21 protein-coding genes are annotated in these 23,809 nt (G+C 66.3%); 8 read left to right on the top strand and 13 right to left on the bottom strand.

The annotated features are described in order from the left end of the window. Positions 1-310: 310 nt before the first annotated feature. The 3 genes from JAN01S_RS12810 to JAN01S_RS12800 all read left to right on the top strand — a co-directional run bounded on the left by JAN01S_RS12810 (position 311) and on the right by JAN01S_RS12800 (position 3,277). Complete coding sequence (locus JAN01S_RS12810) at positions 311-1,324, top strand: MBL fold metallo-hydrolase (protein WP_068318901.1); 1,014 nt, start codon at positions 311-313, stop codon at positions 1,322-1,324. 160 nt (positions 1,325-1,484) lie between these two features. After that, entirely contained in the window at positions 1,485-2,894 is a 1,410-nt protein-coding gene (locus tag JAN01S_RS12805) for a hypothetical protein (protein WP_068318899.1), read from the top strand. 17 nt (positions 2,895-2,911) lie between these two features. Then, the gene (locus tag JAN01S_RS12800) at positions 2,912-3,277 is read left to right on the top strand and encodes a hypothetical protein (RefSeq protein ID WP_068318898.1); all 366 of its coding nucleotides are present in this window, start codon (positions 2,912-2,914) and stop codon (positions 3,275-3,277) included. A gap of 54 nt (positions 3,278-3,331) precedes the next feature. Here JAN01S_RS12800 and JAN01S_RS12795 read toward each other — a convergent pair whose 3' ends face one another. Both JAN01S_RS12795 and JAN01S_RS12790 read right to left on the bottom strand, forming a co-directional pair. Next, a complete protein-coding gene (locus JAN01S_RS12795) occupies positions 3,332-3,727 on the bottom strand; it encodes a type II toxin-antitoxin system VapC family toxin (protein WP_068318896.1) in 396 nt (131 codons plus the stop codon). Further along, positions 3,724-3,996, bottom strand: a complete 273-nt coding sequence (locus JAN01S_RS12790; RefSeq protein WP_169797230.1) for a type II toxin-antitoxin system VapB family antitoxin — start codon at positions 3,994-3,996, stop codon at positions 3,724-3,726. Before JAN01S_RS12790 ends, JAN01S_RS12795 begins: the two co-directional genes overlap by 4 nt. A 178-nt stretch (positions 3,997-4,174) precedes the next feature. On the opposite strand from JAN01S_RS12790, the gene JAN01S_RS12785 reads away from it, so the two are divergent. Then, entirely contained in the window at positions 4,175-4,930 is a 756-nt protein-coding gene (locus JAN01S_RS12785; RefSeq protein ID WP_068318893.1) for an alpha/beta fold hydrolase, read from the top strand. Here the strand turns inward: JAN01S_RS12785 and JAN01S_RS12780 are convergent. Both JAN01S_RS12780 and JAN01S_RS12775 read right to left on the bottom strand, forming a co-directional pair. Beyond that, entirely contained in the window at positions 4,927-5,241 is a 315-nt protein-coding gene (locus tag JAN01S_RS12780; protein ID WP_068318891.1) for a putative quinol monooxygenase, read from the bottom strand. The genes JAN01S_RS12785 and JAN01S_RS12780 overlap by 4 nt on opposite strands. 251 nt (positions 5,242-5,492) lie before the next feature. Next, positions 5,493-5,978, bottom strand: a complete 486-nt coding sequence (locus JAN01S_RS12775; RefSeq protein WP_068318888.1) for an FCD domain-containing protein — start codon at positions 5,976-5,978, stop codon at positions 5,493-5,495. Between the two features lie 56 nt (positions 5,979-6,034). On the opposite strand from JAN01S_RS12775, the gene JAN01S_RS12770 reads away from it, so the two are divergent. Next, complete coding sequence (locus JAN01S_RS12770) at positions 6,035-6,364, top strand: MFS transporter (RefSeq protein ID WP_068318885.1); 330 nt, start codon at positions 6,035-6,037, stop codon at positions 6,362-6,364. A 153-nt stretch (positions 6,365-6,517) separates the two neighbouring features. Here JAN01S_RS12770 and JAN01S_RS12765 read toward each other — a convergent pair whose 3' ends face one another. From JAN01S_RS12765 to JAN01S_RS12740, 7 genes are all read right to left on the bottom strand, one after another. Further along, positions 6,518-7,144: an alpha/beta hydrolase gene (locus JAN01S_RS12765; RefSeq protein WP_157075738.1), complete on the bottom strand. Its 627-nt coding sequence runs from the start codon at positions 7,142-7,144 to the stop codon at positions 6,518-6,520. An 11-nt stretch (positions 7,145-7,155) separates the two neighbouring features. Further along, positions 7,156-8,343, bottom strand: a complete 1,188-nt coding sequence (locus JAN01S_RS12760) for a hypothetical protein (protein ID WP_068318882.1) — start codon at positions 8,341-8,343, stop codon at positions 7,156-7,158. A gap of 251 nt (positions 8,344-8,594) precedes the next feature. Next, positions 8,595-10,307 carry an AIPR family protein gene (locus tag JAN01S_RS16705; protein ID WP_084360232.1) on the bottom strand — a complete coding sequence of 571 codons (1,713 nt, stop codon included), beginning with the start codon at positions 10,305-10,307 and terminating at the stop codon, positions 8,595-8,597. A 108-nt stretch (positions 10,308-10,415) separates the two neighbouring features. After that, positions 10,416-13,601, bottom strand: a complete 3,186-nt coding sequence (locus JAN01S_RS12755) for a type I restriction endonuclease subunit R (protein WP_068318880.1) — start codon at positions 13,599-13,601, stop codon at positions 10,416-10,418. Then, positions 13,601-14,779, bottom strand: a complete 1,179-nt coding sequence (locus JAN01S_RS12750; RefSeq protein WP_068318879.1) for a restriction endonuclease subunit S — start codon at positions 14,777-14,779, stop codon at positions 13,601-13,603. The genes JAN01S_RS12755 and JAN01S_RS12750 overlap by 1 nt, the downstream gene beginning before the upstream one ends. Continuing rightward, positions 14,776-16,398, bottom strand: coding sequence for a class I SAM-dependent DNA methyltransferase (locus tag JAN01S_RS12745; RefSeq protein WP_068318877.1), 1,623 nt, complete (start codon positions 16,396-16,398; stop codon positions 14,776-14,778). Before JAN01S_RS12745 ends, JAN01S_RS12750 begins: the two co-directional genes overlap by 4 nt. A gap of 2 nt (positions 16,399-16,400) precedes the next feature. Then, positions 16,401-17,951 carry a hypothetical protein gene (locus JAN01S_RS12740; RefSeq protein ID WP_157075737.1) on the bottom strand — a complete coding sequence of 517 codons (1,551 nt, stop codon included), beginning with the start codon at positions 17,949-17,951 and terminating at the stop codon, positions 16,401-16,403. Between the two features lie 687 nt (positions 17,952-18,638). On the opposite strand from JAN01S_RS12740, the gene JAN01S_RS12735 reads away from it, so the two are divergent. Both JAN01S_RS12735 and JAN01S_RS12730 read left to right on the top strand, forming a co-directional pair. Beyond that, positions 18,639-19,130 (top strand): Rv1352/Rv1906c domain-containing protein, encoded by a 492-nt coding sequence (locus tag JAN01S_RS12735; RefSeq protein ID WP_068318873.1) that lies wholly within the window; start codon positions 18,639-18,641, stop codon positions 19,128-19,130. 33 nt (positions 19,131-19,163) lie between these two features. Continuing rightward, positions 19,164-19,751: a hypothetical protein gene (locus JAN01S_RS12730; RefSeq protein ID WP_068318871.1), complete on the top strand. Its 588-nt coding sequence runs from the start codon at positions 19,164-19,166 to the stop codon at positions 19,749-19,751. A gap of 92 nt (positions 19,752-19,843) precedes the next feature. On the opposite strand, the gene JAN01S_RS12725 is transcribed toward JAN01S_RS12730, so the two are convergent. Beyond that, a complete protein-coding gene (locus JAN01S_RS12725) occupies positions 19,844-22,399 on the bottom strand; it encodes a DUF4268 domain-containing protein (protein WP_068318903.1) in 2,556 nt (851 codons plus the stop codon). Between the two features lie 149 nt (positions 22,400-22,548). Here JAN01S_RS12725 and JAN01S_RS16940 point away from each other — a divergent pair, with 149 nt between their 5' ends. Then, on the top strand, positions 22,549-23,145 hold the full coding sequence (locus tag JAN01S_RS16940; RefSeq protein WP_157075736.1) for a DUF2510 domain-containing protein: 597 nt from the start codon (positions 22,549-22,551) through the stop codon (positions 23,143-23,145). A gap of 150 nt (positions 23,146-23,295) precedes the next feature. On the opposite strand, the gene JAN01S_RS12715 is transcribed toward JAN01S_RS16940, so the two are convergent. Next, positions 23,296-23,809: LON peptidase substrate-binding domain-containing protein (locus tag JAN01S_RS12715; protein WP_068318867.1), on the bottom strand; the 514-nt coding region annotated here is incomplete at its 5' end.

The following is a 23,809-nucleotide window of genomic DNA, read 5'->3' as shown; positions in this document are numbered from 1 at the left end:
CAACCAGCTGACCGGTTGCCGATTGGCCGTTTGACGGTTGACGGTTGACGCCAGGACCGCGCATCTCCCCGGGAAATGCGCAGTCCTGGCGTCTGGTCCGTCGTCCGGCCTCGTGACCGCGCGCCGCGCCAGCTACACCGTCTTATCGACGCTCGTGCTCTACCCCACGTCACGGGGTAGAGCATGAGCGTTCACCATTCCGCCGCCCCACGCCCTTCGCTCGCTCCCCTGTCCGGGACCGGGCCCCGCAGGTCTCGGCACCCGAGAGTGGGCCGCCCGAAGGACCACGACACCTGCTTGACTCAGGCACATGAGCGCGAGCACCCGAGCGGACTGGACGAGGCCCGACGTCGAAGAGGTCGCACCGGGCGTCCACCGAATCCCGCTCCCCCTGCCGATGGACGGGCTCAAGGCGGTCAACGTCTCCGCAATCATCGGCGAGGACCAGCACACGCTCATCGACGGCGGGTGGGAGGTCGAGGTGGCGCAGCGCGCGCTCGACGACGCGCTGGGTGAGCTCGGGCTGGCGACGCAGGACTTCGACCAGTGCCTCGTGACGCACCACCACCGCGGCCACTTCACGATGGCGATGGGTCTGCGGCAGCGCGCCGGTCTCATCGTCGGTCTGGGCGAAGGGGAGGCCCCGCAGCTCGAGGAGATCCGCCGGGACAACGGGTTGGCCGGGTCCCGCACGCTCCTGCTCGCCGCGGGCGCGACGTCGGTGCTCGAGGAGATGGCGAAGTTCCCGGAGGAGAGGGCCGACCGGTCCCTGTGGAGCGACCCGGACCGCTGGCTCTTCGACGACGAATCCGTTGCAGCAGCGGGGCGTTCGCTGCGGGTCAAGGCGACGCCGGGACACACGAGCGGCCACGTCGTGTTCTTCGACGACAACTCCGACCTCGTCTTCTCCGGTGACCACGTGCTGCCGCACATCACGCCGTCGATCGGCTTCCAAGCCAAGCCCGTGCAATCCCCACTCGCCGACTATCTCGACTCGCTGGCCGCGATGCTCGCCGAGAGCGACCGCGTCCTGCTGCCCGCCCACGGGCCCGCGGGCGGCAGCCTGCATCGCCGGGTCGAGGAGCTGCTCGCCCACCACGAGCACCGCCTGACCCAGACCGAGGCGGCCGTGCGCGCCGGTGCCTCGACTGCCTTCGAGGTGACCCGCGCGCTGCGCTGGACCCGCCACGAGCGGCACCTCGACGAGCTCGACCCGATGAACCAGATGCTCGCCACCACCGAGACCCTCGCCCACCTGCAGTTGCTGGCCGCGCAGGAGCGGGTCCGGGAGAGCGCTGTCGACGGGGTCTGGCGCTACCGCTGAGGCGGCCTCGAGGCTCGGCCGGGCTTCGAGGCTCGGCCGGGCTTCGAGGCTCGGCCGGGCTTCGAGGCTCGGCCGCGGGCGGCCTCACACCTCAGCCGGCGTTTGCCGGAGGGTAGCGCTCCCCATGGCCCTCCCCCTTCGCCCCGGCTTGGATGTCCCCATGACGCCCCTCCCCTTGCCGCTGCCCGCCACCGACGCCATCCGCGGCGAGCAGCCGGCCGCCGACATCGGCGGTGTGACCCTGCGGTACCGCTGCGCCGATGAGGTGGTGGCGGGTGCACGGCCGGTCATCGAGCGCTACCGGCAGTACCACGAGAGCGGCCAGGCACTCGCCGGTTTGCAGACCCGGGTGGGCTTCTCGATCTACCGACTGCGGCAGTCGGGGCCGAGCGAGTACTGGATCACGGTGTGCGACTACTCGGCCGACGACCTCGTCGAGACGACGACGGACGACCTGACCTTCGCGCTGTGGATCGACCTCGCGCAGGCCGAGACCGTCGCGCAGGCGGGCCTCACGGATGAGGAGATCGACCTGGCGAACGGGCTGCAGGTCACCAAGGCGGCGCTGACGGTCCTCGACAAGGGCCGACCGGACGAGCTCGTCCTCGAGCGACGCACGCCGAGCGAGACGGACTCGGGCTGGCTCGTGCGCACGGCGGAGCGGTCCTACCTGCGCAACAAGCAGGTCGAGGTCATCGCGGGTGTTCTCGCCGGGACCGCGCCGTACCTCCTCCCCCATCTGACGCTGCCGACCGGGACGGTCCTGCGGGTCGCCGACGGCCGGTGCCTGGACGTGACGGTCCCGGAGGCCGCGCAGCCCGCCGTCATGCCGGACGTGCCGATGGAGACCCTCTCGGCGACGATCGGTGAGCAGACCCTGACGGCGAAGGGCGCGGCCCACCTCACCCCTCTCCTGCAGGGCGTGCTCGACGAGTTCGCCACGGCCGGACAGGTGGGGGTCGGGTCCCGGGTGTCGTCCGGCTACGCCGACTTCTGCGTGGAGGAGGGCGAAGGGGGCACCCTGCGCGTCATGAGCGCGGACTTCACCTCGCCGCAGGACTACGTCGACGGCGCGAGCGACGACCTGACGGTGCCGCTGTCGACACAGGTCGTGCAGGCGTTCACCGTCAAGGAGGCCGGCGTCGGTGGGCAGGAGACCCGGGCCAGCCACTCGATCGCCATCCAGGCCGCGGCCCTGGAGGACATCGTCCTCGAGCGGCCGGTCGCGCTGCTCATGGAGCGCATGGGCCACGAGGACGGCCGCGATGTCCTCGCCAACGGCACTCGCCGCTCGGGGTGGTGGATCACCAAGCCGGTGCCCGACCTGACCGACGAGCAGATCTCGATCCGCAACATCGACGCCGGCGAGCTGCAGACGGCGGCGCCGGGCTTCGCGAAGTACTACTGCCTGCCCGAGGGCACGATGCTGCAGTTCGTCGCCGGGCAGCTCGCGTCCGCGCACCTCGTCGACCACGCCAAGCTCACCGAGATCGCCGAGCGCGAGCCGCACCGGACGATGGGTGAGCTGCTCGCCTCCGACGAGGTCGCCACCCGCTTGCCGATCCAGTAGGACGTAGCCTCGAAGGCGTGACCGCACCTCGCACCCTCCTGCCCGGTGAGCAGGTCATCGACTCGTGGCGGGCCAACCACGTGCAGGATCCCCAACGGGCTGTGGGGGGCCGTCTCTTCCTCACGAGTCAGCGGCTGGTCTTCGAGCCGCACGCCATCGAAGTGCGCATGGACGGCCGACCGTGGCAGGCGCCGCTGGCGGCCGTCACCCAGGTCGGGACCGCGCCCATCGACCTCGGCAAGCTCTTCGGCGGCGGGGCCCGTCGACGGCTGCAGGTGACCTTCGTCGACGGGACGCACGCGCTCTTCGTCGTCAACCGCGTGCCGGCCAAGGTGGCGGCGATCCAGGCGGCGTGCTCCGCCGTGCGGCCTACGTGGACCTAGTCGCCAGCAAGCCTCGCTGCAACCGCGCCGCCCAGGGGGCGTTGCGGCCTCGATTCAGTATTCAGCCGCCACGAGATCGGTCGCGGCGAAGTCTTCACCTTTGAACAGCAGTTCGTCATCGAGAGCGGCTGCCAGCGCGTAGGCGAAGCAATCTCCAAGGTTCAGCGCAGCTGGGCTGCCGCTCCCACGCCCGAAGTCGCGGTGCGCCTCCCGCGCCAGGACCGCCTGCTCGGGTGTCAGCGCGACGACCTTCACATCGAGGCTGTCAAGGAGTTGGTCGAACCGGCGGCGCGTCGCAGGTGGCGACCGACGGTCGATGACAATGCCGCACTCGACATAGGTGGCAGCCGACATGGAGACGGAGTTGGCTTCGGCGATCGCTCGGAGGAGCCGGCCGGCCTCGGGCTCACCAAGAATGATGGCCATGATCGCCGAGGTGTCGACGATCATGCGGGCAGGCCGTGCTCGTCGTACATCGTGTCGAGGTCGGCCCGGATGGCCTCGCGGTCGGCGTCGGCCATGGAATCGCGCATCTGGGTGGCGATCTCGTCGGCCCGGGCGAGCCGACGTTCAACCACGGGGACCACCCCGCCGGCGTTGAGCCCCGCCAGGTAGTACTCGAGCGCCGCCTCGAGCGCACTCACCTGAGTGGTGTGCGTGCGCCGGGCAGCTTCACGCGCCAACTCGTGGACACGTTCGTTCTTGATGTTGAGAGCCACGTGATACACCTCGTATCCATCCAATTTACACCCTTACACCACGGGCGCCAGGACGATCGACTGGATCGGTCGTGCCATCGACTTCGCCCTGTCCCGAGCGGGCCGCTCACTCCTAGACTCGCGTCACGGATGCGGCGGCGCGTCGGGCCCGCCGCACGGGCGAGAAGGGGCGAGATCCATGACGATCGACCACACGCTGGTGGGCACGGGCGCGACCAAGGTGATCGCGGTGCACGGCTGGTTCGGCGGCGAGGACGGCTGGGGGCTGCTCCCCGAGCTCTTCGACGCCGAGGCGTACAGCGTCGCCTTCTTCGACCTGCGCGGGTACGGCCGTCGGATGGACGTCGAGGGCGAGTACACCCTCGAGGAGGTCGCCGAGGACGTCTTCGCCCTGGCCGACGAGCTCGGCTGGCGCGAGTTCGCCCTCGTCGGTCACTCGATGGGTGGCGCGATGGTCCTGCGCACCTTCGCCGACGACCCGGAGCGGATCACGGGCATCGTCGGGATCAGCCCGGTGCCTGCGTCCGGCGTGCCGCTCGACGAGGACGGTCAGGCCCTCTTCGGTGGCGCTGCCGCGGAGCTCGGCAACCGCCGGGCGATCATCGACTTCACCACCGGCAACCGGCAGCCCGCGAGCTGGCTCGACGCGATGGTCGCCTACTCGGCGCAGCACTCGCGCCCGGAGGCCGTGGCCGGCTACCTCACCGCCTGGTCGGGCGCCGACTTCGTCGCCGACCTGCCCGGGGTGCACGTGCCGGTCCACGCGATCGTCGGCGAGCACGACCCGGCGCTCGGCGAGGGGACGATGCGGGCCACGTGGCTGGAGCAGCTGCCCGGCTGCGAGCTGACCGTCATCCCCAACGCTGGTCACTACGCGATGTTCGAGGCACCCGTCTCCGTGATCGGGGCCATCGACGCCACCCTGCGCGCCTAGGTCAGCGCAAGGCCCACCTGGTCGCCAACGGGCGACATCACGGTGACGATCGGCGGGCTCAACACGAAGGCCTTGGTGGCCTCGCCCATGGCTGCGAACTCGTCCATGGCGCCGTGTCGGCGCAGCGCATCCTTGGAGTCATAGGCCTCGATGAAGACGTAGTCCCCCTCGCTCTTCGCGACTCGCTGCAGGTCGTAGCGCAGGCAGCCCTCGTCGGCGAGGAAGGCCGCACGAGCCGTCGCGACGGCCGCCTCGAAGTCGGTCGTGCACTCGGGCTTGACGCTGATGGTGGCGATGACGTTGAGCATCATGCATTCACCCTAGATGAATCTGACTTCAAGTGCAGGCAGCACACTGCGTACGCCCGCAGCATGGACGCCTTCCTCCGGGACATGAACTCGCGGGCCTCCGCACGTGGTGGCGCGATGACCAGCGTGGCTACGACGGCAAGGTGGCGGTCAGCCTGGACCTCGACCGCCTTCGGTGCCTGCCCGTGGGAGCCGCGCCCCACACGTGACGAAGGGGGCCGGCTACTCCCTTCGTCACGTCAGCGTCGGCAGGCTCAGCTGACGCCGCCGGCTGACCGTCTGCTCGACGATGACGTCGCGCTCGAGGACACCGCAGGCGGCGAGACGACCGAACGGGTGAACTCCACCAGGTAGTCGTTGAGCGCGATGGAGGCCTCGGTCGCTCGGTCGGCGTCGTCGGACAGGACCCCGTCGAGGATGCCGCGCAGCAGGTGCGAGCCCCGCTCGATCTCGCCGGCGACGTCCCTGACGTGGTGGTGCCAGAAGCGCCGCGAGAGCGACTGCAGCGGAGCGATGGCGTCCGAGAGGTAGGCGTTGTCGGCGGCCGCGGCGATGAGGTGGTGGATCTCGCCGACGAGGACCGCGTAGTCACGCAGGGTCGAGACCTCCTCGTCGAGGCGGTCGCGCAGGTCCCGCAGCCCCTGGGCGTGGTCGGGCAGCTGACGTGCGCACGCGAGGCGCACGGCGGTCACCTCCAGGGCCCGCCGCACCTCGAGCAGGGCGAACTCGTCCTCGGCCATGATCGGCGGGATGAGGATCCCTGATCTTCGCCTTCTCCATCGGCTTCATCGTCCTGATGTTCCCTCTGGACCGACTCGTCGACGGCAGCTTCACGGGTCTCTTCGCCGGCATGACCGGAGCGTTGTTGCTCATCGCCTGCCTCTTCGCTGTCAACGGAGCGGTCTGGGCCGAGGTCTTCCCGACATCGGTCCGGGCTGCCGGGGTCGCTGCGCCTCTGTCCTTCGCGACGGCCATCTTCGGTGGGACGGCGCCGTACCTGAACACCTACTTCTCCAGTGGTGGCCAGCGGGACCTCTTCCTCTGGTACCTCATCGCGGTCGTGGCGATCACCTTGGTCACGGGCGTGCTCACCAAGGAGACCAAGGACGTCGACCTGGATCGCTGAGGTGCCGATCGACGACCTGACGAAGGGGGTGGGCCCGGCCCACCCCCTTCGTCACGTCCGGGATCCGCCACGTTCCCTGCCCTTCGAGACGCTTGCTGCGCAAGCTCCTCAGGACCCGGAGGTCGCGCAGCGACCGTCTCGAGGGACGCACCCTCAGCCGTCGACCGCACCGCGCTCCACGACGTCGACGACGGCCTCTGCGGCGAGACGGTGCCAGCGCCCGGGCCGCTCGAGTAGGGCATGTCCTCCGGGCATGCCCTGCCAGGTGGCGTCGCCGCCAGCGGCCCGCAGTCTCTCGACGAGCTGGCGCGAGCGCTGCGGGCTGCACACCCGGTCGGCTTCGCCGTGGATGACGCGCACGACCGCGTCGCGCAGGTGCTCGTAGGGTTCGCTGGCGTCGACCCACGGCGCGAGCGCGACGCTGCCCAGCACGCCGTCGTCTCCTCCGCAGCGCAGGGCGGCCCAGCCGCCGCTGGAGTGTCCGAGCAGGACGACGGGGAGGTCGTGCTCCTGCGTCAGGCCGTGGACGATCTCGCGGATCTGCGCGAGCCCGCTGCCGGAGGGGGCGATCCACCCGCCGTGGGTGTTGTGGACGAGCACCGGCGCCACCCGGCCCCCGGAGACGCGCCGGATCGCGGGGGCGAAGGGCAGCATCCGCAGATAGGAGACGTCGCGCATCCGTTGCGGCTGGGCGCTCACGGCGCGCCCGCCGTGGAGGACCAGCGCGAGGGCCTGGGTCCGCGGGCCGACTCGGGCGCGTCCCTGTCGGATCGCGCTCATCAGGTCAGCGCTCACACCAGGCCGTCACGAGTGCGCTCAGGTCGGGGCTGGTCGGGCGTGACCCACGCGCTGACGAGCGGGACTCCCTCCCACGCTCCCCCGCGCGCGATGGCGACGACTGCATGCGTTCCGGTGAGGTCGAGCTCGACGTGCTCGACCTCGACGGTCTCGAAGAGCGGCGCCGACCCGGCCCGCATCATGGCGGTCACGGCGGCCGCGCGGAATCCGTCCTTGTCGTACTCGGCGCGCACGGCCTGCACGCACTCGGTGTCGGCGGCCGGCTCGTCGGGCAGGATCGCGTGGGCGACCTCGGCGACGCCGGGTGCGGTCGTGAGGTCCAGCGTCGCACTGGCGGTCCAAGGGCGCAGTCGGCTGCGCCACTGGCTGCGGCGCCCGTCGGGCCCGACCGGCAGGTCCGCGACCTCGTGCGCGAGCATCTCCGTCTGCTCGGTCCACGAACGCCACGAGTGGCCGGTGTCGGGCAACGCGTCGGGCCGGGAGGCGTGGCGCAGGACTCCGTCGTCGAGGAGGGCGACGACTTCGTCGACCGCCTGCCAGACGCGCGAAGGGGGTACCTCCGGGGCGGCCGCCACGCTCAGGACGTCGACGCCGTCGGCAGTGTGCGGTTTGGCCACGACGACATCGCCGGCAGCCTCCGTGCGAACGATCGCCTGCAGCCCGCCGTCCAGCACCAGATCGCCGGACTCCTCCTCGTGCAGCGGCTCGATCCACCGCGGCTCGAGGACGAGCGCGGTGGCGAGCAGGATCCGGGTCATCGGGTCGACGTCCGCTGGGAAGCTTTCGATCAGACCACGGGTGCGCTCCGATGCCCAAGCGTCCAGGGTGGATTGGTCGGGGATGGGCCGGTCCACGTCGAGCGGGGTGTGGGCGTCGGGTGCCGCCCATGCGCCGACGGCGGCTGCAAGAGTCGGGTGCGGCTCGACGAAGAACTCGCGCGCGACCTCGCTGGCCCGCTCGCTCGGCATGCCCAGCAGGTTCTCGAGGTCTGCTCGCTCTGGGCCCGTGACGTGCTCGGCGGCGTGCGCGAGGAGCAGCCACAGGCCGGCGTGGGAGACGACGGAGGTCTCCGCCTGGTCCAGCGCGTCGCGACAGGCGGCGGCATACTGCGTCACCGCGAGCGCGACGGAGCCGTCGGACGTTGGCACATCGTCGCTGATCGTCGAGCCCCCAGTCTCCATCAAGTCGACTGTCCCACAAACGACGCATGAAATGTCCCCACCGTTCGTTGACCCGCCCGTGCTTGATCCGCAGCTGCGGCAACTCTGACGGGCAGGAGAAAGATCGTCCCTCACGCGCACCATCCGTTTTGTCGTTCACGCAATTTCTTACGGTGCGCCGTCAGGCAGCTACCATGGACACCAAGCACCGACAAACATGACTCCAAGCAACCCGATCTTATTAGGCCGCCGTGAAGCGGCCGCCGTCAACCTCAATTCTTGGTTAGTTCCGCGATGATCTCACCCGTAAATCTCGGTCCTTTCAACCGGTCCCTCGATGGCACAGAGCCACCTGCCGCCCGTACAATCAATTCTCCTGCTTGGCGAAACAGCGAAGGCTGATCAGCTTGATTTAGCCTTGCAATCAACTTCTTAGCATCGCTCTCTGCCGCTTTAGAGTTCAGATCCGAGAACGGCCTGCCCAGAGCCTGAAATGCGTAAACCATGAGCACGTGGTAACGGGCAGCTTTGTACGCCGGCTCGAGGCCAGTACGAAAGGCGTTCTCCAAGCGATAAGCGGCAAGGGCACTGGCGACGTAAGGACTCAATTGATGACCGTCAACGAAGGCCTCCCCTTTCACCTCTTCAAATAGGCGATTTGGGTAGCGGGCGGCGATGTGGGGGGTCTTCAGGACCGTGGCGGCTAGGCACCTCAGTTGATCCTGAATAGTCACGATTCGAGTTTTTGGAATTGAGAGGTCATGATATTGCCCGGGGCGACGCTCGTAGTAGAGTCCCACGTTATTCTGATCCAGTTGATAGTAGCTCTCCAACTTCTTTTGAAAGTTTGTAAGGGCCACCAGTTGGTTTTCATCAACTTGGGTCTGCGAGTTCGTGGCCAGGATTATCTGCGATTTAACATCGTCATCTTCAGTCACGACAACGCGGAGGGGGACAAATGTCCTTGACGATCGATCATCCTCAAAAGACTTGCTAGCCAAGTATAGGCAGTGACTCGTTTGGCACCCATTGACGATTTGATACCCAGTGAGCGAAATTGCATCTCCTGGGAGTGGAGAATACTTCTGCGCGACGACAGTCACGCCATTGTTAAGTACTGGCAAGAGGTCGCTCTGCTCACCCGAAACGGTTTGCATGATGCGGTCATTTACGCGATTTCCGGTCCCTTGAAACCCTCGCACATTGTCGTAGAACACCCGTTCATCCAAGTTCCCGTCGGCATCCACCAACATCTTGAATAGTTCGGAAAGCGACGCAATCCCCAGGATGGCCTGATCAACGCCAGGCATCTCTGGCAAGTTCAACTGCTTCGATAGCGTAATGTCCACTCTGTTCGCGTTATGCTTCCGTTGCCACGCGCCGTGAATGTCATCACTTCCCCACACCTCTACAACCGTTTGCCCAACATGACCGAGGAGAGCAATCTCACGCTCTACCGTTCGCCGACGATCCTCGACCTGAGGATCCGCCACAGAGCTCGCAGGAGCGGTACTGATAAAGCGCAATTCAACGGTTGGCGAACCAAAGAGTTTTGAAGCGTACTTGCTATATAGCAGCGAAAGGGTGGACGACAATTGGTCAAGATTTGGGTATGAGGGGAAGCGGTCGCCGTTAAGGAACTTCTTTACGATATCTCCGCTGTTGAGGATCTGGGGCGAATCGATCGACGGCGAGCGCTTGATCTGCATGAACTGCAGGGCAACCTCTAAACGACCTGATGCCGACGCCACGCCGTCCAAGTCCTCTTCGTCCCGCACCAACTGTCCATTAACCTCCATCACCGCGACGTCTACCCCCGGCGCACCTGGGTCGAGGGAGAAGTCCGTCAATGGCGCCTGCGCGATAAGTCCATCCGGCAGCCCGAGGCTTGCCGCAAAGAGCTCGAAAGCGTCACTCTCAGAGACGCTCTGCAATTCTTCAGATTCGATAAAGCGCTCAAAGAGCCCCCGAACTAGCGGGTTCATAATGCCTCCAAGAAGTCAATGCACTCACGGCTGGGCGTCAGCCTATCCCGCGTCCCGCGATTCAGACGAGACCATGCCACGCATGGCGCTTGGCCCGATCTGGGAACTTCACGCCGCATACCGCGGCGCCATCGCCTCCATCTGCTCGATCACCAGCTTGATCGCCTCGGGCTGCTTGTCCGGCGGGTACTTGTGCACGACGAGCAATCGCTTGATCGAGGACCGCAGTTTCGCGCGCACGTCGTCGCGTGATGTCCAGTCGGTCTTGATGTCCCGCTGCATGACGACGACCAACTCTCGCGCGATCGTCGCTAGGACATCGTCGCCCATGAGCTCAACGGCAGATTCGTTCTGGGCCACCGCGTCGAAGAACGCCAGTTCGTCCTCATCGAGCGCCGGGTCAAACTGCTCCCCCCGCTTGGCCTCGTGGGCAATGTCCTGAGCCATCTCGATCAGCTCGGCGATCACCTCGGCCGACGTCAGCTGCTGGTTGGTGTACTTGTTCATCAGTTCCGCGAGCCGCTGGGAAAAGGCACGCTGTCGCACGAGGTTGTGCCGAGACACGCGCCCGGACTCCTCGGTCAACGTGGCCCGGAGCGCCTCGATCGCCAAGTGCGGGTTCGTCGCCGACGTTGCCTGCTCGACGAAGTCCGGCCCGAGGTCCGCGAGACTCGGTTTTGGGATCCCGGCGGCCTCGTAGATGTCGACGATCTCGCCGCTCTGAGTGGAGTCGGCCACCAGGCGACTGAGCAGCCTCTGGATGTTTTCGGGTACCGGCTCACCCCGAGACTGTCGTTCGGCCGCGTCGAACTTGCCCATGTAGACGCGTACTTCCTCGTAGAAGCGCACGTCGGCTCGCAAGTGGTCGAGTGTCTGCGACCCTGAGGCGATGGCCCACGCCCTCGACAGCTGCGCGCTCAGCTTCCGGAAGCGGTCAGTGAGGCTCTCCTCCCCCCCGGACACGTCATGATTGCCCAAGGTCGCGGGGCTGCGCACGTACTGGGTCATGCCGAGCGCGGCGTCTAGCCACGACGTAGGTCCCCCATCGAGTTTCGCCTTCCAGTTGTAGCCCGCGCAGAGGTCCGCGAGCTGCGCGACGAGGTCCTCGGTGAGCGCGACCGCCTCGTCAATATGGCGCCCCATGGGCTTGGCTGCCTGGTCATTCGCGGTGTACTCGGCCAGGGCCTTGTTCAGGTTCTCGGCCAAGGGTGCGTACGCGACGAGGAGACCGTCCTGCTTCCCGCGGTAGGTGCGGTTGACTCGCGCCAGGGTCTGCATGAGGAGCGCACCCTTGAGCGGGCGGTCGAGGTAGAGCGTGTGCAGCGGCGGCGAGTCGTAGCCGGTGAGCATCATGTCCTTGACGATGACGATCTCCAGCTCGTCGTCGACGTCGCGCAGACGCTGCTTGATGACCTTGTTGTCCGAGTCGCGCCGCACGTGATCCGACACCGGCGGCTGGTCCGTCGCGTTACCCGAGTAGACGACCTTGATCGTCCCGCGGTCCAGCTCGTCGGAGTGCCAGTCGGGGCGAAGGGAGATGATCTCGGCGTAGAGGTTGGCGCAGATCTCCCGGGTCCCGCCGACGATCATGGCCTTGCCGTGCGCACCGATGACCTTCGCCATCTGGGTGCGTCGGTTTTCCCAGTGCTCGACGATGTCAGCGGCCAGCGCCTCCAGGCGTGCCGGTGCGCCGTAGACGGCGTTGATGACGGCCACGGACTTCTCGATCCGCTCCCGCTCCGCCAGGTCGAGACCGACGGCGGCTTCGTCCGCGGCCCGGTCGACGTCGTCCTCGGTGACGCCCTCGGCCAGTCCGACCTTGATCAGGCGTGGCTCGAAGTAGACGGGGACGGTGGCACCGTCCTCGACCGCGCGGGACAGGTCGTAGATGTCGATGTAGTCGCCGAAGACATCCCGGGTGTTGCGGTCGGTGAAGGAGATCGGAGTCCCGGTGAAGGCGATGAGGGTCGCGTTGGGCAGCGCGTCCTTGAGATGACGGGCGTACCCGTCGAGGTCGTCGTAGTGGCTGCGGTGCGCCTCGTCGACGATGACAATGATGTTGGAGCGCTCGGACAGGGTGGGGTGGTCGGCTCCCGCGTCGCGCTCGGTCTTGCTCAGCCCGAACTTCTGCAACGTCGTGAAGTAGATGCCACCGGTCACGCGCGACGCCAGCTCCTCGCGCAGCTGCGCACGTCGGGTGACCTGCACGGGCTTCTCCGGCAGCAGCTGACTGCGCTGGAAGGCCTCGAAGAGCTGGCCGTCCAGCTCGGTCCGGTCCGTGACGACGACGATGGTCGGGTTGAGCAGCTTGGGGTGGCGCATGACGCGGTTGGCGTAAAGCTCCATCTCCATCGACTTGCCGGACCCCTGGGTGTGCCAGACGACGCCAGCCTTGCCATTGCTCTGCACGGCCTGGATGGTCGTGCCGACGGCCTTGCTCACCGCGAAGTACTGGTGCGGCTTGGCGATGCGCTTGAGCAAACCGGTCGCGCTGTCGTTGTCGAAGGCGGTGAAGTCACGCATGAGCTGCAGGAACCGCTCGGGGTTGAAGACACCCTCGATCAGGTACTCCAGCCCCGTGCCGTGGTGACTGTCCTCGTGCTGCACGCCGATGGTCACTGGCTCCCCGTCGTCATCGACGTTCCACGGCGAGTAGTGGTTGAGCGGGGTGAAGGGGGTGCCGTACTGCGCGAAGAGCCCGTCGCTGGCGACGGTGACGACCACCGTGCGGAAGGCCATCGGAAGCTCCCGGACATAGGTCGTCAGCTGATTGTGGGCAGCCGTGACGTCGGCATGAGCCGCGCCAGCCTGCTTGAGCTCGATGATGCTCACCGGTAGGCCGTTGATGTAGAGGACGATGTCGAAGCGCCGCTGCACCTCACCCGAACGGACCGTGACCTGGTTGACCGCGAGGTACTCGTTGTCCTCGACCCTGGGGCCGATGAGCCGGATCGTCGGGTTCTGCTCCTGCCCGTCGGTGTCGAGGTAGCTGACCCCGCGATACCCGTCGACGAGGAACCGGTGGATCCGGTGGTTCTCGGTGATCCCGTCCTGGGACTTCGGCGCGAGGATGTCAGCCATCGCCTGCTGCAGGTACTCGGTCGGCACGCTCGGGTTGAGACGCACGAGGGCGGCCATGAGCCGGATCGGGATGACCGGGTCCTCCCAGGAGGTCCGCTCCCCCGAACCGGGAGCAATTGCCGTGCCATGCATCGGCTGCCACTCCTGCTCGGACAGCGTCTCGAGCGCGAGCTGCTCCCACGCGTCTTCGGTGAATCCGGACTTATCGACCATCAGAGCGCCTCCTCGACGACCTGCTCCGCGTCCTTGACGGTGACCTTGCCCGACATGAGAAGGGGGAGCAACGCGTCGCGCGTCTGCGCCAGCTTTTCGATCTCGAGCTCAGCGGCCAGTGCGCGTCGCCACAGTCCCGTCATCAGCTCATCCTCACGTTCGATGATGTCCCGGCGGGGCACGAGGACCGGCTCATCCAAGTGGCGTCGTTGGATGTGGCCCATCGTCGTCGCCTTGTCGGCCGCGATGGCGCGAAACTCGGCGAGCTTACGCTGCAAGACGCCGCTGACGAGCCACATGGGAAATCCGTCATTCGGGATCACCTTGAAGATGTGCTGGTTCACGATCGCCTCGGGGCGATACCACCGGTGCAGCGTCAGCGACCCCGACCATGCAAAGAGCAAGTCCCCCGGTCGGGCGACGTGCTTGTCATCCACGTCGATGTCGTTGTACACCGTCGAGCCCCCCAAGCCCGAGTTGAGCTCCGCGATCCGAACGACGACCCGTCCCGTACCAGTCGCATTCTTGGTGAACGCCTTTCCGTTCACGTACTGCGCCGTACTGGACAGCGGCATCGGTTCGGCCTCGTCGAGCATGGGTTGCAGCCGTGCGTTTCGAAGCTCATCAAGCGACTCAACGAGGCGGGCGTTGGCGGCGATCTTGTCGTCGAGCGCCCCCAGCACCTCCGCGATCGCCCGCTGCTCGTCCATGTGAGGCACGCGCAGTTCAAGGGTGCGGATGTCAGCAAGGTTGATGTACGCCGCCATGTCTGTGTTGTTGGCGCGATGAGACGCCTGGAGCAGGAAGTCCCGCGACCTGAACCAGTAACTCAGGAATCTCGCATTCAGCTCGTTGGGTTCAACCACCCGGAAATAGCACAGCTGGGGGCTGTAGACGAGCTGCTCGATACCTTCGGGCACGATCGCGACACGTCCAACCGTGCCTTTGGTCGTCAGCAGGACGTCCCCAGGCTCGGACAACTTCGAGTTGATCTTGTCCTTGTACTCGGCTGAGACGAAGTCTGGTCCATCCGCGCCGATGACTCCCTCGCCGATATCCGCCACGCGCAGGATGCGATACCCCGGCGTGCCGTGTTCGGAGCGCTTGGTCCGGTATCCGTCTCCAATCTCCAGCACGCCTCGCGAGACCAACGTCCCGAGCGAAACCCTGTCAGTCATGAAACCCTCCCCAACTGCTCACGCACAACCTGCTCCAGCCGCGCGCTCTCGTCGAACTGCTCGAACAGCTCCTTCGTCAGGCGCTCGATCTTCTCCTCGATGGGCTCGCCATCGTCCTCCGTCTCGGGCGCCCCGACATACCGCCCGGGCGTGAGTGCGTAGTCCGAGGCCTTGATCTCCGCCAGGGTCTTCGTCGCGCAGAAGCCGGGCACGTCCTCGTACTCCCGCCCCTCATCGACCGCGGACCGTGACCCACGCCAGGCGTGGAAGGTCTCCGCAATGCGGGCGATGTCCTCGGGCGCGAGCGCGCGCTCGGCCCGGTCGACCATGTACCCGAGATCCCGCGCATCGATGAAGAGCACCTCACCGGTCCGGTCGGTCGCCCCCTTCGCCCCGGCGCTCTTGTCCTTGGCGAAGAACCACAGGCACACCGGGATCCCCGTGGAGCGGAAGAGCTGGGTCGGCAGCGCGACCATGCACGAGACCATGTCGGCCTCGACGATGCGGGCGCGGATCTCCCCTTCGCCGCCGCTGTTGGACGACATCGACCCGTTGGCCATGACGACGCCGGCCTGCCCACCGGGCGCGAGCTTGGACAGGATGTGCTGGATCCACGCGTAGTTGGCGTTGTTCTTCGGCGGCACGCCGTAGACCCAGCGCGGGTCCTCCTCGGCTCGGTGCCAGTCCTTGATGTTGAAGGGCGGGTTGGCCATGACGTAGTCCATCGACAGCTCCGCGTGGTAGTCCCGCACGAAGGTGTCACCCCACCGGTTGGCCAGACCCTTGTTGCCGATGCCGTGGATCGCGAGGTTCATCTTCGCCATCCGCCAGGTCCGCTCGTTGAGCTCCTGACCGTAGATCGAGACGTCCTTGGGGTCGCCGTCGTGCTCGTAGACGAACTTCTCCGTCTGGACGAACATGCCGCCGGACCCGCAGCACGGGTCGTAGACGCGACCGCTGCTCGGCTGGAGCACCTCGACGAGCACCTTGACCACGCTCGCCGGCGTGTAGAACTCACCACCCCGCTTGCCCTCGGCCCGGGCGAACTTCTCGAGGAAGTACTCGTAGACCTCACCGAGGAGGTCGCGGGCCCTCCCTTCCCCTTGCCGGGAGAACCGGGCGCTGTTGAAGAGGTCGAGCAGCTCGCCCAACCGTCGCTGGTCGACGTTGTCGCGGTTGAAGATCCGCGGCAGCGTGCCCTCGAGGCTGGGGTTGGACCCCATGACCAGACCCATCGCCTCGTCGACCAGCTGGCCGATGTTCTTCGGCGGCTCACCGCCGACCGCAGGCACACCCTTCGCGTTTTGCGCCAGATACGTCCAACGTGCCGCCGACGGGACGACGAAGACCCCGTACCCCTGGTACTCCTCGGGGTCGTCGATGAGCATGTCGATCTGCTCGTCGTCCATCCCCTGCGCGGTCAACTCGACGCGGATTGCCTCGCGGCGCTCCTCGTAGGCGTCGGAGACGTACTTGAGGAAGATCAGGCCGAGGATGACGTCCTTGTACTGCGACGCGTCCATTGACCCGCGCAGCTTGTCGGCCGCCTTCCACAGCGTGTCCTTGAGCTCCTTCATCGTCGACGGAGCCGTGGGGTCCTTCTTCGTCCTCGGTGGCATGGTCAGTGTCCTTCCTCGGTGGGAGTAATGGTCATGGCGCCACGGGCGATGCCGTGAGCAAGTTCGTGAGCCAAGGCGGAGAGGTCGGCCAGGCGCTGTCGGGCTTGGTCCTCCTCATCGGCGATACGGCGAAGTGCGATCGCCAGTTCCCCGGTCTGCTCGGCGGGGATGCGAGGCAGACTCCATGCCTGCCACCGCGGCGAGCGCGCCGGCAGAGCGTTGATGGCACGCGCGACGACCTCGGGCACGAGCCCGCTGCCCGGCGCACACCGCAAGATCCGTGCAGGTGATGCGACCACCGACAAACCATCCCAGTCGATGATCGCGGCCGGGTGCGGTGAGACGCAGAAGATGACATCGCCGGGCTCGGTGCGGCGGGCACGTGGCCAAGAGCGCTCGAGGTCCAGTGGATCGAGCCCCTTCCGCGGAGGCGACGGGTGCTGCACGGTGTGTGCGTCGATGACACGCACACCACCGTCGGTCTGCGGGACGGCTTCGGCGATGCGGGTGCCGGCGAGGACTCGCAGCTCCCGGGCGCGGATGGCCGCCTCGATGGTCACCTGCTGTCGCGAGTCCTCACCATCGCCGGCGGCAACGGCCATGCCCTCGAGGAGGCTGGGGGGCGGTTGCGTTTGCAGTTGCTTGATCAGCCCCCGTACGCGCACGACGCTCTCGGCCACCGCAGCGGTGCGAGCCCGCGTTGGACGAGAGCCGGGCGCCACGAGCGGACCTGAGGAGGCCAGCAGCGGTGCCGTCGCCGTGAGTCGCGCGTAGCGGAAGTTGTGAGTCGCTCGAGCCCGATCACTCAGGGAGGCCATGACATCGGTGACGAGGTCGTCGACGACATCCGCTCGCAGGGTCTCGTTCGTGAGGTCCGCAGCTGCCAGACGCTGCTCGTCCAGCTTGCGTGAGCTCGGGGCACCGGCCAGCACCCAGATCCCGACCACTTGGCGTGAACCGTCGGTGACAAGACCCGCTGGCAGGCGGACCGCGCACCGCAGCCGCCCAAGGCGCACGACGTGGTCACGGTGTTGCTCGCGTGAGCTGTCGTTCAGTCGGTCGCACAGCGCCGTGGCGGGTCCGAGGATCAGCGCACGCTGGCTTTCCGTCATGTCCAGCTGCACGCCATCGGCTGTCGCGAGGATCGACTCGGGGTCGCTCCCCGCGCCGGCCAGCGGGAGCCGGGTCACGATGATCGGCAGGACGTCATGCGGAGGAACTGTGATGACGCTACGACCGCGCAGCCAGTGAAAGCGGCGCATCGCTCGGGCTACGGGCGACGACCCATCAACCAGGACATGTACGAGCGCTCCCTCGCCAAGCGCGGTCAGGACCGCGTCAACGAGCATCGGGTCCGCGTCGAGCGGGTCGGTGATCACGGCCTCGCCCTCAAGGTCGAGTGCCATCGCTGCGCCGAGCCGACCGGCGAGCTCCACCGCGTGGTGTCCGAGTGCCGCGGTGGATCGGCCACGACGTCGACGACCGAGCACGACCTCATGTGCGCTCGTCGCGTCCCACGCCGCGTCGACGAGGCTCTCGACGTAGGCGGCCACCGACACCAGATCCTCACCCGCAGCGGTGAGCTCGCTGACGAGGTGGTCGTCGTCCTGGTCGATCGCGTCGGCCTCCTCGAGGACATCCTCGCGCGAGCTCTGCGACAGGTCGATCCCCGTGCGCGACTTGAGGCAGAGGAGCGCGTCGACGGCTGCGTCGAGGACCGCATCCTCGAGAGGCACCGACGGTGTGGCGTGAGCCAAAGCATCGGCTCGGTAGTCAGGGTTGTTGCCGCGGTCGGTGCGCTCGAGCCAGTCGACGACGTCGGTCATCGCGAAGCGCTCCTGGCCGCCACGGACATCCACGGGCTCGGGGAAGGGCACGACCTGACCACGCACCACGGGACGCTGTCGCCACGCACTGACGACGGCCCGCTGGACGTGGGCCAAAGCCGCGATGTCAGACAAGACCATGACCGGGCTGTCGATCGTGCTGGTACGGGACATCCCTCCTCCTCTCACTCATGGGACGGGCGACGTGTCGACCAAGGTAGTGAACAGGTCCGACAACAGATAGGTGACTCACTGATAAGGCGACTTATCAGCTTCTCCGGTATCGCCTTGGGCACTCTCCGGCCCAAGCTTTGTCTCGCCCCGCAGCTGACCGAGCCGGGGTCGTGCCCGACGGGAGGGACGAGCACGACCCCACCTCGGTCACCGCGCAAACAAACCTGACAGGAGACCGCCATGAAGGACACCACTGTCCACCTCATCTGCTACAGCGTCGTCGCCGTGACTGCCTTCGTCGTCGGTGCCGTGATGATCCTGATCCTCGGTGCCGGCGACGGGGCTTCCAGCGCCACCGCCGTGACCTCGACCCGCACCAGCACGGTGACGTCGACCGCCAAGGTGACCGATGCGGGTTCCACCACGACGACCACCGCTCCCCCGACGACGACCACCCGGACCACCACAGCCACGGTCACGGCGAAGCCGCCGCCTCCCGCAACCGACATCCCTGGTGACGGGACCTTCGAGGTGGGGGTGGATGTCGAGCCAGGGACGTACATCTCAGACGCGCCATCGAGTGGCAGCTGCTACTGGGCTCGCCTGAGCAGTCCCACCGGGACCGACAACATCCTCGACAACAACATCTCGCGAGGTCAGTCCATCGTGACGATCTCCACCTCCGACGCCTTCTTCGAGACCAGCCGGTGCAACGGCTGGACGAAGCGCTGACCCGACCTGAAGAACCACAACAAGGAGAGACTCATGAAGAAGACCACGATCGCCCTGGCCCTGTCCGCCTTGATGTCGCTCAGCGCGTGCGCCACCACGAGCGGCTCGACCGAGGACTCACCGTCGTCCGGCACCAACCGACCGTCCACGACCGCGGAGGCGACCGAAGCTGGCGGCGACGCCGCTGCCGATGCGTCCGCAGACGACACTGAGGCCGAAGCTGCTGCCCAGACTCCTTCGGTGCTCGCGTTCGGCAAGGCGTTCACCTACACGGACGGACTGCAGGTCACGGTCAGCAAGCCGACCCCGATGACCTCTGGAGAATGGGCCGCCCCGAGCAACGCGAAGGGTCAGGCTTTCACCGTGACCATCGTCAACGACACCGAGGCGCCCTTCGACCCAACGCTGGCCTACATCACCCTGCAGTCGGCGAACACCGAGGCGGAGCAGATCTTCGACTCCGAAGCCGGGTACGGCGATTCTCCGCAGACCACCCTCCTGCCCGGGCGGGAGACGACGTACAAGGTCGCCTTTGCCACGCCCGACGCGTCGGACCTCGTCATGGAGTTCACGCCGTCTTGGGACCACGACCCGGCGATCTACGCGACGAGCGGCAGTTGAGTCATGGACGCTGGGGCCACCTGGGAGCACGTGGCCCCGGCGTCCAACGGCTGCTGATCATGCCCCAGTACGCGGCGAGGCCACCCATGACGTCAGAGACGGAAGGCGTCGACTCCACCGAGGGTGTCGACACCGAGCCGCAGACGTCTTTGAGCGGCTATCAACCACTCGATCGCAGGTCCCCATTCCTCGCGCCGGTCCAAGTACAGGAAGGGCGACTCGAGGGAGACCCTGGTCGCCTTCCGTCCCACCATGGCGTCCCATGCGAGCGCCTCTCCCACTGCCTGCTCAAACTGTGCGCGCCGCGCGTGCAGCCATTGGTATCGCTGGTCATTGATCTCCGGGTCCGATGAGTTGAAGTACAACTGGACGGCGAGACCTGACTGGTACCAAGCGGTCGCGACGACTACGCCAGGCACCCCGAGGGACACATCGATCCACGAGGCGCTCGACGTCGTGGCACGTGTCCACTCGGGGTGCTGGGCGCGCATGCGCTCAAATGTCTGTCCCCAGAACTCGCGATATAGCGCTGCCCGTGCACTGGCATCCCGAGCCTCGGCGCCGCCCAAGAACTGCTGCCGCACCTCGCGCAGTCGACGACCATCGGCCACCGTCCAGAAGTACCACCCATTGGTCGCCTTCTTGCGCAGGTGCTTTGCAGCACCAGACGGGGTGTCGAACTTCTTGCCGTCGAGATGGAGACGCATATCCGCGCCGATGGTCGCCTCGCGCCCTGCGAAGTCCCGATGTGCAGCGAACAGGCGATCACCCACCCTCAACACATCGCCTTCCACGAGGTGTTTCAGCTCCACCCAGTCCCCCGCCTTCGTTTGCGGGTCGATGACGCGCCCCAAGTGCCCCTCGGGGACCGGCCAGACCTCGAGGAGCGCATCGACCATTCGGGTCGTGCGCTCGTCGATCCGAGTCTCGCTCCACTCATCACCCTCGGTCGAATCGATGAGTCGTCCCGTGAGCTTGATGGTGTTGTGTTGTAGCAGGGCCGTTCGCTTCGTGGTCCAAGGACCATTCGACACCCTGGAGTTCAGCGACTGCGTCAACAGCGTCAGGTTCCCCAAACGATGCACGCGTTGCTGCCGCTCATCTTCTTCCTCAGGGGTCGCCACGGGCCAGGAGTCCTGCCACTTCTGCGGCAGGATGTGCTCGATGGGGTGACCGACACGCTCGATCTGCGGCTGCCCGGTCTCTGCGCGGTAGAGGTTTTCAATGGCCTCCAGGTAGGCCCGCAATCTGGGCCGAGGGAAGCGTCGGTATGCCGATTCCACCGTCATGGCTTGGCGTACTTCGTCATCGCCTGGCCAATACGTGCTGGCAACGTTCAGCCGCGCCAACTGCCCCACGACTCGGTCCGCCAGTTCATCGGCGGGCACGTCACGGTTGGCCGCCATGATCTCAGCGACGATCCGACCAAGGTCCGAATTCGTCATGCGGAGGAGTTGTCGACGGATCACCCAACTCTCGGCTGCGGACACCACACGCTCGATGACGCTCTGCGGCAGAGCGCGGACCGGACTGTGCAGCCAGATGAGCAGCGGCTTCAACAGTTCTATCCCGCTGGACTGCATGCGATACATCGCCATCTCAACAGTGCTCAGATCGCCGCTTGGGCGCGTGGCCGCTTCCGTCCAAGCGTGATAGAGATCGGCTTGCTGCTTGATCCGCGGGAGGAGATCCACCATGGCCTCCTGCACGTCGTGGTCGACGTAGGCCTTGAATCGGGCGAAGGTCGACTGGGGACTGATCTCCTCACCCAATTCGGCGGCCAACCATTGGTTGAGGAAGAGCGAGCTTCGCGTCACGAAGTTTCGTCCGACGCTCACTTCCTTCATCCAGAACTTGGTCTCGAACGGCCACAGCTCCTTGTAGGCCCGGCGGGTGTCTCCCCCTTCGGCCTCAATCGTCTGGAACACGAAGTTGCGCACCAGGTCCGCGGCAGTCAGCGGCGTACCGCGGGCGTTCAGAGTCTCGAAGATCTCTTGTGAGTTCTCTGTCGCGAGGAGCTCAATCGTCACGATCGTGAGCTCTCCGGTCAGCACGGCTGTCAGTTGCTCCGAACGATCCGGGAAGCCTGGCCCAGCGGGTTCACCCAACCACTCCGACACCACGGTCGTGAAGTAGTGATGCGCCTGCACCAGCTGCGACTCGCTGCGCTCAAGGCTGGCGTGGTCGATCGGCGCCTCCGCCGTCATCACCTCGTCAAAAGCCGACCTGTCGTTGTTGAGGTGTCGCAGCTTGAGGATGCTCTCCCCCTCCGGGACGTATGCGGTCGGGTTGTGAGTGAGCATCTCGAGCTGGTCCGCCAGACGGGTGGCCCCAGCCGCAGCCAGCAGCGCGTGCGTCGCGTCCATGAGCAACTGCAACGTCGTCAGCCGCTGCTGCCCATCGATCACGTTCCACGTGGTGACCCGATTGATCCCAGCCGGATGAGCTTGGAGCACGACGGCGCCCAAGAAGTGCTGAGCAGCCACGTGCGGCTGCGTGATGCGGAGCTCCGCCACCCGCCGGATGTCCTGCCAAAGCGGCTCCCACTGCTCGTCTTGCTTCCACACATAAGGACGTTGGAACAACGGGATGACGAAATGCTGCGGCATGTTGAACAGCTGGAGCGGGGCGCGCTTGAAAGTCTCCACCCAGCGCATTGTGCCTGCTCGTTCGACCGACGGTGCTCTTCCAAGCGCCATCTGACCAGCGGGCTTGCTCCAGGTGCCGCCCCAGTAAGGTGCTGACCACGTGCTTGTTAATACGTGCTGGATACGTCACTGGGACCTGGAGGTAGATCGTGGGCAATTGGTTCCATCCACTTGACGCGGCCGACTCATTGAATGCTTATGAGACTGCACAGAACAGCCGGACGAGCAACGAGCTGCTCAGAGAGATGGTGTCGCTCGAGAAGTCGAAACAATTGGGCTGGACCATCGTCGATTCCCACGTGGAGGTCTCTTGGAACGGCGAATGGCTCTTATGCAGGATCTCCAGCGATGCGCCCCGCCTCCTGAGGACCATGCTCAGGAGCAGTGGCTGGACGATCCATCGCGATGAGATCGCGAGCGTTTCCAACAAGCCACCCACGTTGGTGAAGAGCGGACAACTCACCATCGTCACACGAGACGGGAAAGAACGCGCGCTCCCGTACGACCGCGCCAAGTCGATCGACTTCACGCAACTCGCGAAGCGCCTGTCAGACGCCGTTGTAGACGTCTCAGGGCAGGCCGCTTCGGGAGCACCCCCAATGGCCCAGGAACCAGCGCGAGAGCTAACGCCTCCCACCGCACCTGCAGGGTGGCTACCAGCCCATGGCAGCCCCGGCTGGCTTCAGTATTGGGACGGCTCCGTTTGGACGGACCACTTTCACAAGGTGGATGACGATCAGCCGTGAGCCTCACGCTCCCGATTTCATCCTCCGGCGCCCTGCGCGCCCATTGGTCGGGCCGCCGATCTGACGCCCAGTTGATCGGTCGAACAGGGAACTCGATCCGACGACCCGTCTAATTCGGACAGACGGACTTCTCGCCAAGATCTGCAGCCTTCACCGCGAGTCGTCCGGGAACTGCAGAGGAAGCAGGTCGACTGCCTCGGTGGTCAACTGCACCGTGCGCTCCAGCAACGCACCGACGGAGGCCGACCGCAACAGCGCCAGTTGGTCGAGAGTCTCCAGCGGCGCGATCCCGGCCAACTGCCACGCATTGGTCACCGGGTCCTCGGACAGCTCGACGTCAGCGGGCCAGAGCTGGGTGCGGTACTCGCTCATGACTGCCAGCGCCCTCCGGACGACGCGCTCCGTCTCGACCATCTGGGAGGCCTGCTCGTCCTCCCACACCAGGTCGGGCAGGGGGCGCACCTCAGCTCGCGGGTACGGGTCGTCGTCCAACCACCGCACGACCTCAAAGCGCCCAGTACCCCGCGCCACGAGTCGGATCCGATCGGCAGCTGGACTCACCCGTTCGACGACCGCCACGGTGCCGATGGAAAAGCGCTCGTCTCCCCCACCGACCTCGAATCCGCGCTCGATGAGCACCACGCCAAACCGCCCGTCACCGCTC

This window comes from Janibacter anophelis NBRC 107843, assembly GCF_001570945.1.
Lineage (GTDB): Bacteria > Actinomycetota > Actinomycetes > Actinomycetales > Dermatophilaceae > Janibacter > Janibacter anophelis.
The sequence above is the reverse complement of the archived record's forward strand: the minus strand, read 5'-3'. Positions and strand labels throughout refer to the sequence as shown.

Coding starts and splice junctions, on each gene's coding strand:
- JAN01S_RS12810 (WP_068318901.1), top strand. CDS start 311: ATGAGCGCGAGCACCCGAGCGGACTGGACGAGGCCCGACGTCGAAGAG.
- JAN01S_RS12805 (WP_068318899.1), top strand. CDS start 1,485: ATGACGCCCCTCCCCTTGCCGCTGCCCGCCACCGACGCCATCCGCGGC.
- JAN01S_RS12795 (WP_068318896.1), bottom strand. CDS start 3,727: ATGATCGTCGACACCTCGGCGATCATGGCCATCATTCTTGGTGAGCCC.
- JAN01S_RS12785 (WP_068318893.1), top strand. CDS start 4,175: ATGACGATCGACCACACGCTGGTGGGCACGGGCGCGACCAAGGTGATC.
- JAN01S_RS12780 (WP_068318891.1), bottom strand. CDS start 5,241: ATGATGCTCAACGTCATCGCCACCATCAGCGTCAAGCCCGAGTGCACG.
- JAN01S_RS12775 (WP_068318888.1), bottom strand. CDS start 5,978: ATGGCCGAGGACGAGTTCGCCCTGCTCGAGGTGCGGCGGGCCCTGGAG.
- JAN01S_RS12770 (WP_068318885.1), top strand. CDS start 6,035: ATGTTCCCTCTGGACCGACTCGTCGACGGCAGCTTCACGGGTCTCTTC.
- JAN01S_RS12765 (WP_157075738.1), bottom strand. CDS start 7,144: ATGAGCGCGATCCGACAGGGACGCGCCCGAGTCGGCCCGCGGACCCAG.
- JAN01S_RS12760 (WP_068318882.1), bottom strand. CDS start 8,343: ATGGAGACTGGGGGCTCGACGATCAGCGACGATGTGCCAACGTCCGAC.
- JAN01S_RS16705 (WP_084360232.1), bottom strand. CDS start 10,307: ATGAACCCGCTAGTTCGGGGGCTCTTTGAGCGCTTTATCGAATCTGAA.
- JAN01S_RS12755 (WP_068318880.1), bottom strand. CDS start 13,601: ATGGTCGATAAGTCCGGATTCACCGAAGACGCGTGGGAGCAGCTCGCG.
- JAN01S_RS12750 (WP_068318879.1), bottom strand. CDS start 14,779: ATGACTGACAGGGTTTCGCTCGGGACGTTGGTCTCGCGAGGCGTGCTG.
- JAN01S_RS12745 (WP_068318877.1), bottom strand. CDS start 16,398: ATGCCACCGAGGACGAAGAAGGACCCCACGGCTCCGTCGACGATGAAG.
- JAN01S_RS12735 (WP_068318873.1), top strand. CDS start 18,639: ATGAAGGACACCACTGTCCACCTCATCTGCTACAGCGTCGTCGCCGTG.
- JAN01S_RS12730 (WP_068318871.1), top strand. CDS start 19,164: ATGAAGAAGACCACGATCGCCCTGGCCCTGTCCGCCTTGATGTCGCTC.